Source organism: Desulfuromusa ferrireducens (genome assembly GCF_055389805.1).
The window spans coordinates 871,118-884,356 of sequence record NZ_AP042415.1 but is presented as its reverse complement, the minus strand read 5'-3'; the positions used below and the strand labels follow the sequence as shown (position 1 = coordinate 884,356).

General features: G+C 54.2%; 16 protein-coding genes and 1 pseudogene. 12 read left to right on the top strand and 5 right to left on the bottom strand.

The window, feature by feature from the left end; translation table 11 throughout:
* Positions 1-4: 4 nt before the first annotated feature.
* From ACZ5PT_RS03985 to ACZ5PT_RS03970, 4 genes and pseudogenes are all read right to left on the bottom strand, one after another.
* The gene (locus ACZ5PT_RS03985; RefSeq protein WP_464265512.1) at positions 5-646 is read right to left on the bottom strand and encodes an alpha/beta hydrolase family protein; all 642 of its coding nucleotides are present in this window, start codon (positions 644-646) and stop codon (positions 5-7) included.
* A 27-nt stretch (positions 647-673) separates the two neighbouring features.
* Positions 674-1,354: a type 1 glutamine amidotransferase domain-containing protein gene (locus ACZ5PT_RS03980; protein ID WP_464265511.1), complete on the bottom strand. Its 681-nt coding sequence runs from the start codon at positions 1,352-1,354 to the stop codon at positions 674-676.
* Positions 1,355-1,419: 65 nt separating this feature from the next.
* Positions 1,420-1,542, bottom strand: a pseudogene (locus ACZ5PT_RS03975) (RidA family protein); the annotation flags it as partial.
* A gap of 210 nt (positions 1,543-1,752) precedes the next feature.
* Positions 1,753-2,106: a winged helix-turn-helix transcriptional regulator gene (locus ACZ5PT_RS03970; RefSeq protein WP_464265510.1), complete on the bottom strand. Its 354-nt coding sequence runs from the start codon at positions 2,104-2,106 to the stop codon at positions 1,753-1,755.
* A gap of 146 nt (positions 2,107-2,252) precedes the next feature.
* On the opposite strand from ACZ5PT_RS03970, the gene ACZ5PT_RS03965 reads away from it, so the two are divergent.
* From ACZ5PT_RS03965 to ACZ5PT_RS03915, 11 genes are all read left to right on the top strand, one after another.
* The gene (locus ACZ5PT_RS03965; RefSeq protein WP_464265509.1) at positions 2,253-3,254 is read left to right on the top strand and encodes a YhdH/YhfP family quinone oxidoreductase; all 1,002 of its coding nucleotides are present in this window, start codon (positions 2,253-2,255) and stop codon (positions 3,252-3,254) included.
* 144 nt (positions 3,255-3,398) lie between these two features.
* Positions 3,399-4,535, top strand: a complete 1,137-nt coding sequence (locus tag ACZ5PT_RS03960) for an HD domain-containing phosphohydrolase (RefSeq protein ID WP_464265508.1) — start codon at positions 3,399-3,401, stop codon at positions 4,533-4,535.
* 63 nt (positions 4,536-4,598) lie between these two features.
* Complete coding sequence (locus ACZ5PT_RS03955; protein ID WP_464265507.1) at positions 4,599-5,351, top strand: TatD family hydrolase; 753 nt, start codon at positions 4,599-4,601, stop codon at positions 5,349-5,351.
* Positions 5,352-5,409: 58 nt separating this feature from the next.
* Entirely contained in the window at positions 5,410-6,180 is a 771-nt protein-coding gene (locus ACZ5PT_RS03950) for a tRNA threonylcarbamoyladenosine dehydratase (RefSeq protein ID WP_464265506.1), read from the top strand.
* The gene (locus ACZ5PT_RS03945; protein WP_464265505.1) at positions 6,180-6,935 is read left to right on the top strand and encodes a sulfite exporter TauE/SafE family protein; all 756 of its coding nucleotides are present in this window, start codon (positions 6,180-6,182) and stop codon (positions 6,933-6,935) included. Before ACZ5PT_RS03950 ends, ACZ5PT_RS03945 begins: the two co-directional genes overlap by 1 nt.
* A gap of 143 nt (positions 6,936-7,078) precedes the next feature.
* Positions 7,079-7,603, top strand: coding sequence for a peptide deformylase (gene def, locus ACZ5PT_RS03940; RefSeq protein WP_464265504.1), 525 nt, complete (start codon positions 7,079-7,081; stop codon positions 7,601-7,603).
* Entirely contained in the window at positions 7,593-8,534 is a 942-nt protein-coding gene (gene fmt, locus ACZ5PT_RS03935; protein WP_464265503.1) for a methionyl-tRNA formyltransferase, read from the top strand. Before def ends, fmt begins: the two co-directional genes overlap by 11 nt.
* Positions 8,535-8,580: 46 nt before the next feature.
* Positions 8,581-9,408 (top strand): zinc metalloprotease HtpX, encoded by an 828-nt coding sequence (gene htpX, locus ACZ5PT_RS03930; RefSeq protein WP_464265502.1) that lies wholly within the window; start codon positions 8,581-8,583, stop codon positions 9,406-9,408.
* The gene (gene rsmB / locus ACZ5PT_RS03925) at positions 9,409-10,767 is read left to right on the top strand and encodes a 16S rRNA (cytosine(967)-C(5))-methyltransferase RsmB (RefSeq protein WP_464265501.1); all 1,359 of its coding nucleotides are present in this window, start codon (positions 9,409-9,411) and stop codon (positions 10,765-10,767) included.
* 115 nt (positions 10,768-10,882) lie between these two features.
* Positions 10,883-11,548 (top strand): ribulose-phosphate 3-epimerase, encoded by a 666-nt coding sequence (rpe, locus tag ACZ5PT_RS03920; RefSeq protein WP_464265500.1) that lies wholly within the window; start codon positions 10,883-10,885, stop codon positions 11,546-11,548.
* A complete protein-coding gene (locus ACZ5PT_RS03915; RefSeq protein WP_464265499.1) occupies positions 11,548-12,123 on the top strand; it encodes a CoA pyrophosphatase in 576 nt (191 codons plus the stop codon). The genes rpe and ACZ5PT_RS03915 overlap by 1 nt, the downstream gene beginning before the upstream one ends.
* 31 nt (positions 12,124-12,154) lie before the next feature.
* Here ACZ5PT_RS03915 and grxC read toward each other — a convergent pair whose 3' ends face one another.
* Positions 12,155-12,418, bottom strand: a complete 264-nt coding sequence (grxC, locus tag ACZ5PT_RS03910) for a glutaredoxin 3 (protein WP_464265498.1) — start codon at positions 12,416-12,418, stop codon at positions 12,155-12,157.
* A 165-nt stretch (positions 12,419-12,583) separates the two neighbouring features.
* Between grxC and ACZ5PT_RS03905 the strand changes: the two genes are divergently transcribed.
* A complete protein-coding gene (locus ACZ5PT_RS03905; RefSeq protein ID WP_464265497.1) occupies positions 12,584-12,994 on the top strand; it encodes a hypothetical protein in 411 nt (136 codons plus the stop codon).
* The last annotated feature ends 245 nt before the right edge of the window (positions 12,995-13,239 follow it).

Below are 13,239 nucleotides of genomic sequence, written 5' to 3'. Positions count from 1 at the left end.
TTGATCAGTCAGCAAACACCGTGCGGCAGAAATCGCTTAAGAGTTGTACCAGTTCGCTGCGGTGGTGTTGAAAAATTTCTGTCCCATGCGCATCCCCGGAGTAGATCTTCAGCACTTTCGGCGCGCTCAACAGCTGATACATCCTGCGGGTATCGGCGGCACAATCGTCATCGGCTGAGTTTATCAACAGCTTCGGGATGTTGATGCCGGCCAGTTCCGCAGTACTGTAAAAGGTCGTGCCTTCATATTCGATCGGCGCGGAAATCGCCACGACCCCGACCAGCGATTGATCTTTGTCGGGATTGGCGGCAACTTTTATCGAGGAGACACCGCCGCGGCTGGCACCGAGCAAAATGATCTGTTCGGCCCCCTGGCTACGGAGAAACCTTATCGCAGCTTCAAGTAGAGGGGTCTGGTCGTCGCCCAGCTGTAAATAATCATAACGAAGGATCATGTAGTTATTGGCCGCGAAGGTGGCCACCAGCGGCTGCCACTCTTTTTGGCAATTGGTGTCCATGTTGGAGAGGATAATCGCTTTTGTCCCACGACCGGTCAGTGTGCCATTGATCGGTCGTGTCGTATCTGCAGATATTGGTGCCGAAAAGCTGATCGGGGCACTGACGGCATGTGGTTTGGCTGGCTGCATGAGCGGCTTTCCCTCGCGTTTTCGCGTTTATTCCTTCAGCATTGCCAGCACCGCCAGGGCCGCTGCTTCGGAGGATGCGGGATTCTGCCCGGTTATCAGATTGCCGTCGGTGGTTGTATAGGGAGACCAATCATCGGATTTTGAGTAGTTTGCACCTTTGGCTTTTAACTCATCTTCCAGCAGAAAAGGGACCACCTCGGTCAGTTGCACGGCGGCTTCTTCCGAGTTGCTGAATCCCGTGACCGACTTCCCCTTGACCAGCGGGCTGCCATCTTGATTTTTGCTGTTTTTCAGCACGGCAGGGGCGTGACAAACTGCCGCCACCGGTTTTCCCGCGGCATGCATGCTTTCAATCAAGGCGATCGAATCTGGATTTTCGACCAAATCCCACAAGGGACCGTGACCACCGGGATAAAAAATCGCATCGTAATCGTCGGTTGAAACCCCGCTCAGTTTCAGTGTCTTGGCCAAAGCCGCCTGCGCTTCGATGTCGCCGTTAAAACGTTCCGTAGCGGCGGTTTGAAAATCTGGCTCAGCGCTCTTCGGATCGAGCGGTGGCTGGCCACCAGCGGGGGACGCCAGGGTGATTTCGGCACCGTCATCTTTAAAGACGTAGTAGGGGCTGGCGAATTCTTCCAGCCAAAAACCGGTTTTGGCTCCCGTGTTTCCGAGTTGATCGTGTGACGTCAGCAGCATGAGGATTTTCATGGTGATTCTCCTTTCGTTCTCCAGAGAATAGCACTGCATTAGGACTTGTGGTTTGGCGCTGCGATTTAAGTTGGCAATTCGGCTATGCACTCAATTTCTACCAGCGCGTCCAATGGGTTTTGTTTGACGGCAATCGTTGTCCGGCTCGGTTTGTGTCCCTGAAACGTCTCTGCATAGACCTTGTTCATGCCTCTCCTCCTTCGAAAAATTCAGCAATTGGGAACCACGCTAAGTTGAACAAACGAAAAAACGCCTGCCGGTTTGCAACCGTCAAGCGTCCATTATTCTAATTCGTTCTTGCTGTCCACGATTGCCCCCTGAATAACGTGACAATCACCGCACCCTATTGCAATCGGTTGCGCATGTCAATCGTCAGATTCTACCGGAGGATTAAGGTATCAGCCGACCTGACAATCGATCGGCGCTTGCCCTTCGGTCATTTCGAGATAATCTTTTCCCCACTGGTACATCTGCTGCAGAATCGGCACCACGCTCTGGCCCCGTTCGGTCAGCGAATATTCGACCCGTGGTGGCACTTCGGCGTAAACTTGGCGATGGATCAGACCATCGGCTTCAAGTTCGCGCAATTGCTGGGTGAGCATCTTCTGTGTCACTTTGGCAATGCGTCGTTGTAATTGGCTAAAACGCAGGGTTTTAAAGCTTAAATGCCAGAGGATCAGCGATTTCCATTTGCCGCCGATGATCTCCAGGGTGACAGAAACGGTGCAGCGGTAATTGTCATTCTGGTTCATAACTTATCCAAATCATGCAATAGTTTCTTTTTGGGTACTACAGTACAAAAAAGTGGGTACTTGTGTTTGCTGGTGGTACCAGTTAGTTTTATAGCAACCTAGTAAATAAAGCAAATCATTCCCATCCCAACCGAAGGAGAGCGTACATGTCTCAGGAATTCAAGGCACTGCTGGTTGAGCAGCCGGAGAAAAAGGTTTTTACCCGTAATATTATCACTCGCAAGGTTGCCGATCTTCCGGACGGTGAACTGGTCGTTAAGGTGCATTACTCCTCGCTCAATTTCAAGGATGCCCTCTCCGCCGTTGGCAACCCCGGAGTTTCACGTAATTTTCCGCATACACCGGGGATCGATGCTGCTGGTGAGGTGGTGGAGTGTAGCGACGCTTCTTTTGTGCCGGGCGATAAGGTGATCGTCACCAGTTATGACCTGGGGATGGGAACTTCCGGCGGTTTCGGCCAGATGATCCGCGTGCCGAGTAAGTGGGCGCTGAAATTGCCGGAAGGTTTGAGTCTGAAAGAGAGCATGATGCTCGGCACCGCCGGCTTGACGGCTGCTCTGTCGGTGCAGGAAATTGTCGATAACGGTGTGGTTCCAGAATCCGGTCCGATTCTGGTCACCGGGGCGACCGGTGGCGTCGGCAGTTTGGCGGTAGCGATGCTCGCCAAGGCCGGTTATCAGGTGACGGCGGTCACCGGTAAGATGGATCAGGAAGATTACCTGAAGAGCCTAGGTGCAGAGCGGGTCATCAGTCGTGAAACCCTCATGAAGGGGAGTGATCGGCCGATGCTGAAACCCACCTGGGCGGGTGTTGTCGACTGTGTCGGTGGCGAGATGCTGGCTTGCGCGATCAAATCGACCCTGCCGCTGGGGACGGTCACCTGCTGCGGGCTGGTTGGCTCTCCCGAGTTGCCGGTCAATGTCTTTCCCTTTATTCTGCGCGGTGTGCGCCTGATCGGTATCGATTCCGCCGAATGCCCAATGGAACCACGCCTCAAAGTTTGGCAACGTTTGGCCTCTGGCTGGAAGCTGGATACTCTGGAATCGATGGTCGATGAAGTGACCCTCGACGGTTTGGAAGAAAAGATCCAGGCAATGCTCAAGGGCGGTCTTAAGCGGCGGGCGCTGGTGAATTTGCTCGAGAGCTGAAACTGTTTGAAAATTGCTGAAAAAAACGACCGGGTGCTCCCCGGTCGTTTTTTTTATCCTCGCAGCGATTGCCAGCGGGCAGAACAACGGTAAAATTGTCGACTATGGAACTGTGGTTGTTTTACTTTCAATCGAGGGGGTGGCATGTCCGAATCTTTGCTGCAACAAGATTTCTTTGCCGAAATTCATCGCGGTGGGCGTCTGCAGGACCGGTTGGCCAACGCTCACCAAATGTTTTCCTCTCAGTATCCGGGGCTTGACCGGATCGGTATTGCTCTCTTTGATGATTCAACCCAACAAGTGAAGACCTTTCTCGCCAGTCCGGCGGTTGAAAATTCATTGATAAACTATCGCCTGCCACTCGTTGAAGCGGGATCCCTGGCTTCCGCAGCGGTCCCCGGACAGGCACGGATCGTCAATGATTTGCAACTTTTTGCCGAAGGGAAGCAGGAACATACCAAGAAAATATGGGACCTTGGTATGCGTGCCAGCTATACCTTGCCGATATTTGAGCAGGGGGTTTTATGTGGGTTTGTTTTTCTGAACTCCCGGCAGAAAGATTATTTCGGGCCGAATATCCTCGGGCAGGTTTCGCTGTTTGCCCATTTTCTGATGCAGATGGTGCTCACTCATCAGGCCACGCTACGAACCTTGGTCGCCGCTTTGCGGATTACCAGCAAAATGATGCATTACAAAGATCCGGAAACGGGTAACCACCTGGAACGGATGGCGCGTTTTTCCCAGCTGATTGCCGAGGAAATGGTTGCCCAGCAGCAGATTGTTCTCGACGATGAAGGCATCGATCATCTCTATCGTTATGCCCCTTTGCACGATATTGGCAAGGTGGGTATTCCTGATGGGATTCTGCTCAAGCCAGGGCAGCTCGATGGGCAGGAATGGTCAGTGATGAAAACTCACTCCGGAATCGGCCGGATGATTGTCGACCAGTTAATCAAAGACTTTGATTTTTCCTCCTTGCCCGATATCGAAACCCTGCGGCATATTGCCGAACTCCATCATGAGAAGATTGATGGCAGCGGCTATCCGCACGGACTCAGCGGAGAGCAGGTGCCGTTTGCCGCACGGATTATCAGTGTCAGCGATATCTTCGATGCTTTGACCTCAGAACGACCCTATAAGGAAGCCTGGTCCAATCAGGCCGCCTTTGTCGAGCTGGAAACGTTGGTCGGTAAAAATCGGATTGATGGCAGTTGTGTTGCGGCGTTGCGGGGCCAGATCGCGGATGTCGACCGGATCCAGCAGCTATTCAGTGACCGCTGAATAGGTCTTCCTTTTTCTGCTATTTATCTATCCTGATGGGTGGCTCTTTGCTACCATGCCGCAATGATTCCACTGGTTGATAGCCATATTCATCTTGATGCTCCGGAGTTGCGTGGTAGTGGGGTCCACCTGTTGCCAGAAGCGCGGCGACAGGGGATTGATACTTTTATCGTTCCCGGCGTGCGGGTCAGCGGCTGGCAGGGTTTGGTCGAATTGGCGGCAAAGGAAGATGACGTCTACGCGGCGCCCGGTTTACACCCTGTTTATGCCGAGCAATGGTCGGAAGCGGCCGCTCAGCAGTTACGCGCACTGTCGATCCATTGCAAGGTGATTGCCCTGGGTGAAATCGGCCTTGATGGTGCGGTCGGTCCTTCACTGTCGCTGCAGGAACAGGTGTTGCGCGAGCAGCTGCAGATTGCCCTGGAGGCAAAGCTGCCGGTTCTTCTCCATGCCCGACAGGCGACCGGACGACTGTTGGAGATCCTCCGGGAACTGGATATCGGTCCGCAGGTCGGTGGTATCTGGCATGGTTTTTCCGGTAGTTTGCAGGTCGCGCAGCAGCTGGTCGCGCTCGGTTTCAAGATCGGCGTTGGGCCGATTCTGCTGCGAGCATCTGCCCGTAAATTACCGCAGGCGGTTTTAGAACTTCCCGCTGCGGCGCTGGTGCTGGAAACCGATCTGCCCGATATGGCAAGTCGGCCGGATGCCTTGGTCGCTGTTGCGCAGAAGGTTGCCGAACTGCGCGGCTGTTCGTTGGCTGAGGTCGCCCGGTCTACTACGAACAATGCTCGTGGGCTGTTTGCCAAGATGAATTAATCCTTGTAGGGGCGACCTGGAGGTCGCCCCTACGGTAATAAAGAAGCAGGTAATTTATATGTCGGAACATCGCTTTTCCCGGATGCAGCTGCTGGTCGGCGCGGAGCAGATGAACAAGCTGAAAACTGCCTCGGTGGCGATTTTTGGCATCGGTGGGGTCGGTAGTTATGCCGCCGAAGCATTGGCGCGGGCCGGAATCGGTAAATTAACCCTGGTCGACTTTGACGAGATTTGCGTCACCAACGTCAATCGGCAGATTCACGCCCTCGATGGCACCATTGGTCGGTCCAAGGTCGAAGCAATGGCCGAGCGCTGCCGGGCGATCAATCCGCAGGCGGAGGTTGTGCCGATCCACAAATTTTATGACGCGCAAGCCAGCGAGGAACTGCTGGCCTCCGGTTACGATTATGTCCTCGATTGTATCGATCACATCACTGCCAAGTTGCACTTGCTGCAAAGCTGTCATCAACAGGGCCTGCCGATCATCGCTTCGATGGGCGCGGCCAATAAGCTTGATCCGACCCAGCTTGAGGTGGCCGATATCGCCAAGACCAAGAAGTGTCGTCTGGCGCGGATCATCCGCAAGGAACTGCGCAAGCGGGGCATCGAGAAGGGCATCAAGGTGGTTTATTCGACCGAAGAATTCCGTCCCTTAAGCGATGAGACGGCGGTCTGCGCTGAAAACTGCGTCTGTCCGAACAAAGAAGAGCAGCAGTGGAGTTGCGACGACCGGAGGGTGGTCCTCGGCAGCTCCTCTTATATTCCGCCATTGTTCGGTCTGACCATGGCCGGTGAAGTGATCCGTTCCATGCTCGGGGAGATCGATTGATGGACGCCTATTTCTGGCAACTTCCGCTGTTGTTTGTGGTCGGCATTGTCGCCGGCATTCTCAATGTGCTGGCTGGCGGCGGTTCCTTGCTGACCCTGCCGCTGCTGATCTTTATGGGCTTGCCGTCGGCGGTCGCCAACGGCACCAATCGCATCGCCATTTTCTGTCAGAATATTTTTGCCATTCGGGGTTTTCGCAAGCGCGGCGTGATGCCGATGGAGTTGGCGTTACTTTGTACGCCGCCAGCTTTGCTCGGTAGTTGGGTCGGCGCCAACCTGGCTATCACTCTCGATGATCAAATGTTTAACCGGCTGCTGGCGCTGATTATGCTCGGCGTGCTTATCTTTACCGCCGTTGACCCGATGAAGCGCTTTCGCCAGGAGAATGTCACTTTTGGCGCTTGGCGTAAGGTTATATTGGTCATTTCCTTTTTTGCTGTCGGCGTTTACGGTGGCTTTGTGCAGGCCGGGGTCGGTTTTTTGGTGATTACTGCCCTGTTGGTCCACGGACTCGATTTGGTTCGGATCAATGCCATCAAGGTGTTCGTCATTTTCGCCTACACATTTATCGCCCTTGGGGTGTTTGTCTACCACGATCAGGTCAATTATATGCTTGGTTTCGCCCTGGCGGCCGGCAATTCCATCGGCGGTATGCTCGGCCCGAAACTGGCGGTGGATAAAGGGCACGAGTGGATCAAGAAGGTGGTCAGTCTGACGGTTCTGGTGTTTGCCATGAAGCTGCTGTTTTTCCCTTGAACCGTATCCTGACCCCAGTGCTGGTTCGGATGCTGTTGACTGCTGCTGAAGCAGCACGTATCATGAAAGGTAAACCTTCCGTGTGAGGGTTTTTTCTATGTTGAACCGATGAAAAGACGGCAACTGCCGTCGGGAAGAGACAGATGGCTTTACTGAAAATATTGCACTACCCGGAACCACTGTTGAAGCAGAAGTCGGTACCAGTGACCGAATTTGATGACGAGCTGCGGCAGCTGGCTGAAAATATGGCTGAAACCATGTACGATGCGCCGGGGGTCGGTCTGGCTGCCCCGCAGGTCGGAGTGCTTAAGCGCTTCATCGTCCTCGACTGTTCGCCCAGTGAAGAACCTCCCGATCTGATCTTTGCCGCCAACCCGGAAATTATCGCCGGCGAGGGTGATTCATTGGAAGAGGAGGGCTGCCTGTCGGTGCCCGGTTTCTGGGCCAACGTAAAACGTTTTGAAACCGTCACCATGCGTTACCAGGATGTCAACGGTGACACCCATGAGCGTACTGCTGATGGTCTGTTGGGAATTTGTTTTCAGCATGAAATCGACCATCTGGAGGGGCTTTTGTTCGTCGACCGGCTCTCGCCGCTGAAGCGATCATTGTTCCGCAAAAAATATCTAAAAATGTTGAAGGAGCGGGAGCAAGAACATGAAGCCTGAAACCATCCGTACTGTCTTTATGGGGACGCCCGAGTTTGCCCTGGCAACCCTGGAAGGTCTGATCGACTTCGGTCTGAATCTGGTCGGAGTTTATACTCAGCCTGACCGGCCCAAGGGGCGCGGCAAAAAACTGGCGGCGCCACCGGTCAAAGAGTTGGCGTTGCAGCACCAAATTCCGGTTTTCCAGCCGCAGAAATTGCGCGATCCGGCGGTCGTCGAACAGCTCAAAGAGTTGCAGCCCGACTTGATCGTGGTGGTTGCCTACGGGCAGATCCTGCCAAAATCGGTCCTCGATATCCCGCAGCACGGCTGCATTAACGTGCATGCCTCGTTGCTGCCGAAATATCGCGGTGCTGCGCCGATTAATAAGTCGATTGTCGATGGTGAAAGCGAAACCGGCGTCACCACCATGTATATGGATGTCGGTCTTGATACCGGGGACATGCTGGTTAAGCGGTCTCTGGCCATTGGTGACACCGAAACCGCCGGTCAGGTGCATGATCGTTTAGCGCTGCTCGGTCGCGAGGCGATGGAAGAGACCCTCAAGCGGATTTGTGCCGGCACTCTGGTCGCCGAAAAGCAGGATGATGAATTGACCTGTTACGCGCCGATGATGAAAAAAGAGGATGGTTTGATCGACTGGAACCAACCGGCGATGACCATCCACAACCTGGTGCGTGGACTTGATCCCTGGCCGGGAGCTTACACCCACCTGGATGACGATGTACTGAAAATTGCCGCAACCAGTGTTGACCCCGAACTCTCCGGTGCGCCGGGTGAGATCCTTGCGGCGGATAAGACCGGCGTCAGGGTGGCCTGTGGGGACGGTGGGCTGGTGATCGGTGAGCTGCAACTGCCGGGCAAAAAACGCCTTGCCGCGGTCAACTTCCTTAGTGGTCGGCCGCTGTTTGTGGGCACCCGGTTAAGCTGAATAGTAATAAGTAACCAAGGAAAAAACGGAAAAAGGACAGTGTGAAATGAATACGATGCGAACCGTCATGTTGATGACCCTTTTGACTTTGGTTCTGGTCGGTGCCGGTGGTGCTCTCGGTGGCCAAGGTGGGGCTCTTTTTGCCTTAATCATGGCTGCCGTGATGAACCTTGGAAGCTACTGGTTTTCCGATAAGATCGTCGTCAAAATGTACAAAGGTGAAGAGGTGCAAAGCGGAGCCCTGTTTGAGGTTGTCGCCGAGCTTTGTCAGCGCAACAGTTTGCCGATGCCGAAGGTTTACATGTTGCCGCAGCCGACTCCCAACGCTTTTGCCACCGGCCGTAATCCGCAGCATGCCGTGGTCGCCGCGACCCAGGGGATTCTGCAGGTTCTTTCGCGCGAGGAGCTCAAAGGGGTCATGGCGCATGAGCTGGCGCACGTGCAGAACCGTGATATTTTGATCGGCTCGATCGCTGCAACCATCGCTGGCGCCATCAGCTATATGGCACATATGGCGCAATGGGCGATGATTTTCGGTGGCCGTGATGATGAAGACAGTAATCCGGTGGCGATGATTGCGATGATGATTCTGGCACCGATCGCCGCCATGCTGGTGCAGATGGCGATCTCCCGCTCCCGTGAGTATGTTGCCGATCAAAAAGGTGCCCAACTGTGCGGTAATCCACACTCGCTGGCCAACGCGCTGCGTAAACTGGAGTCCTCAAATCGGCAGATGCCGATGGAGAAGGCCAACGAGGCGACCGCGCACATGTTTATCGTCAATCCGCTTAAAGCTGGAGGTCTGCGTAAGCTTTTCTCTACCCACCCACCGATGGAAGAACGGATTCGTCGCCTTGAAGGGATGCAGATTTAATTGGCTTCACGACCGGACGACAGCCCACGCAGGGCTGCTTATGAAGTTTTATTGCGGGTTGACGAGGGTGCCTTTGCCGACCTGGTGCTCGATTCTACCCTGAATCGCTCGAACCTCGATGGCCGCGACCGAGGCCTGGTGACCGAATTGGTCTACGGTGTCTTGCGCCTGCGGATGCGGATCGACTTTGCCTTGGTGCAATTTTGCGACCGACCGTTGCGGAAAATCCAGAACGATGTGGTGCGGATCCTGCGATTGGGTGCTTATCAGCTGCTGGAACTGGACCGGATACCGGCCCACGCAGCGGTCAATTCGAGTGTGGAGCTGGCCCGCGAACTGGGACAGGACCAGTCTGCTGGTTTTATCAACGCCATTCTTCGTTCGCTGGAGCGAGGCAAGGCGGATATCGATTGGCCACAACCGGATAATATCCGTCGCTACCTGCAGCATGTTTGCAGTATGCCGGTCTGGTTGAGCAAAGAGGTGATGCGTTTGCTGCCGAACGCCGAAGCACAGGCGCTCGGTGAAGCATTGGCCACTGCTGCTCCGTTTAGTTTGCGGGTCAACACGCTGAAGGCCGATCGAGAACAGGTCCTTTTCGCGCTGGAAGAGGCGGGTCATCAGGCGCGTGCCTGCACATACGCCCCAGAAGGGGTCATCATCGAGAAACGCGGTGAAGGGCGCTTGCCGGGCGATGCCGAGGGCTGGTATCAGGTGCAGGATGAGGCGAGTATGCTGATCGCCCATCTGCTTGACGCCAAGCCGGGGCAGAAAATTCTCGATGGTTGTGCTGCTCCGGGCGGCAAAACCACTCACCTGGCGGCCTTGACCGAGAATCAAGCGGAGATTGTTGCCCTGGATAAGCACCCACAACGGGTTGAGCTGGTTGAGCAGGGGGCGAAACGCCTCGGTTGCAGCGAGATCTACGCCCATCAATGGGATTTGACCGAACGTCCCGATGCGGACGAAGATCAGCGCTACGATCGGGTGCTGCTCGATGCACCCTGCAGTGGCCTGGGGGTGCTGCGGCGCAACCCGGAAAGTCGCTGGAACAAGTCGGCGGTCAATATCCGTGAGCTGGCTGAGTTGCAACAGGAAATCCTGTTTAATGTCGCGCCGCTGGTCAAGCCGGGCGGAAAATTACTCTATTCGGTCTGCAGTTTTTCAGTACTGGAAACCGATGAGGCGGTTAAGGATTTCCTTGCTGCCCATTCACAGTTTGTGCTTGAGGATCTGCGTGAGCATACCCCGCCGGAGTGGGACGATCTGTTCACTGACCAAGGTACCCTGCGCAGTTATCCGCATCGGCACGATGGCATGGATGCCTTTTTTGCTGCCCGCTTTAGGCGGCTGGACTGATTTTCTTGATCGCGAAAGGTTGGCGACCCATGGGTCGCCCCTACGTTGTTTATGTCATAGATTCGTTCCCATCTAGGGGCGACCTACAGGTCGCCCGATGTTTTGGAGTATCCCCATGATTAAAATCGCCCCCTCGATCCTTTCTGCTGATTTCGCCAAGCTTGGTGCCGAGATTCAAGCCATCGATGCCGCTGGTGCCGATTACGTGCATGTTGATGTGATGGACGGACATTTCGTGCCGAATATCACTATCGGCCCACTGATCGTCGATGCCATCCGCCCGGTGACCACCTTGCCGCTCGATGTGCATCTGATGATTGAAAACCCCGATCAGTACATTCCCGCTTTTGCCGAAGCGGGTGCCGATATCATCGTTGTCCACGCCGAGGCATCTATGCACTTGCATCGCTCCGTGCAGTTGATCAAGTCGCTGGGCAAAAAAGCCGGTGTTTCCCTTAATCCGGCAACGCCTCTCTCGGCCTTGGAAATGGTGCTACCTGATCTCGATCTGGCGCTGTTGATGACCGTCAATCCCGGTTTTGGTGGCCAATCGTTTATTGAAAACTGTTTGCCGAAAATTGCCGAACTGCGGCGGATGATTAGCGCGTTGGGACGACCGATCGAGCTTCAGGTCGATGGCGGAGTTAAGGCCGCTAATATCGAGCGGATCGCAGCTGCCGGGGCTGACGTGTTTGTCGCGGGAAGTGCCGTATTTGGAGCTGATGATTATCAGGCGACCATCGCTCTGCTAAAAGAGAATGGTCGTCGCGGGCAGGGCTGATGTCGACGTTTAAGCAAATTTCTCTGCAGCTCTCCAACTATCCGGCTAAGCCGATGGCGCGTGGAGATTTGCGTGCCGCCGCAGTTCTGGTACCGCTGTTTCTGCGCGATGACCAACCTTGGATGTTGTTTACCCGGCGGACCGAACAGCTAAAAAATCATGGCGGTGAAATCTCATTTCCCGGTGGTGGCGCCGAAGCGCAGGATGTCGATTTCTGGCAGACAGCGTTGCGGGAAACTGAGGAGGAAATGGGGATTTCCACTGCCGATGTCAGTCGCATCGGGCAACTGGACGATTTTCACTCGATCTATGGTTATCGGGTGAAGGTCTGCGTCGGTAGCTACATCGATCCTTATCCTTATCGGATCGAGGAGAATGAAATTGCTGAGGTTATTGAGTTGCCCTTGGCGCGCCTGCGCGATCCGCAGATTTACCATCAGGAAGACTGGCAACACAAAGGGCGCACTCTGCCGGTCGATTTTTACCAGCTTGACGGGCACCATATCTGGGGCATGACGGCCGCGATTCTCAAGCAGTTGTTGGTCAGGATTGAGCCCCTTTTCCCCCCGCGATAATTTGGGGGGAAAGGTCGAAAAGCGGGCGTGATCAGCTCTGCGTTAAGGCTAAAAGGGGATCCAGTTCGCCCAATTCGTCCAGGGCAAACAGGTCGTCGCAGCCACCGACGTGTAGCGTGCCGATGAATATCTGCGGCACAGTCGTTCGTCCAGAACGTTGCTGCATTTCTTCCTCAAGAGCGTTGTTGTCGGTGACGTCGATGTTTTTGTAGGGCACAGCCTTGATGTTGAGAAGCTCAATCGCGCGCTGGCAGAAGAGGCAGTAGCTTTTGCTGTAAACTTTGATTTTATGCATTTGGTGCTGCTCCCACAAATATTAATATCGACACGGAACCAGCGGTCGAAGGAAAGACAGTTTAGCGGATAACTTTCCTCGTGCAAGCCCTTTTAACACGAATTAAATAGTTTTTTTGCTGCCCGCTAGCCGCCCTGGTTGGGTGGTTTAATTGGAGGTTTGGAAGTGCGCTTTATTGCATGTTTTTTTAGTCTGTCGCTGCTTTTTTTATCTGCATGTGCCGGAGCACTTGATGTTGGTCCCGGCTTGGATGTTATTGGCGGTCAGTTTAGAGAAGCGATGCGTTGGCAGGATTATGTCGGCGCGGGACGGCATTTACAGCAGGATGTTCGTGCTGACTTTGTGGATCAGTTTCAAGCCGAAGAAGATCTGCATGTGGTTGAAAGTCGGCTCGCCAGTATTGAGCTACGGCCGGAAACAGGCTCTGCCGAGGCTGTCTATCAGCTGGAATTTTATCGCCTGCCCTCGACTCGGGTGAAAAAATGGCAGTGGACTCAACAGTGGCAATTTTATCGGCAAAAGTCGCTGAAATCTGGGACCTGGAAGATCGTTAATTCCCCTCCTCCTCTTCCTTGAAATCAACGGTTCAATCCGGGGTATTTAAGGCTAACAAATTGTTTTTCCTCGAATTTAAACCTAAATGTCAACAAGCTAAAGTTGAAAAAATAGCCTTGATTTACGACCGCAGTTTGTGGTATCAACCTGCATACTGTATACGATTTGAAGCTAAAGAAATAGTCAGAACATCGAATGATTCTCCCCGTTTTCGGGGCTTACGGCCTTCCTCTTGGGGAAGGTCGACGCAGGTCATAGGAGGACGG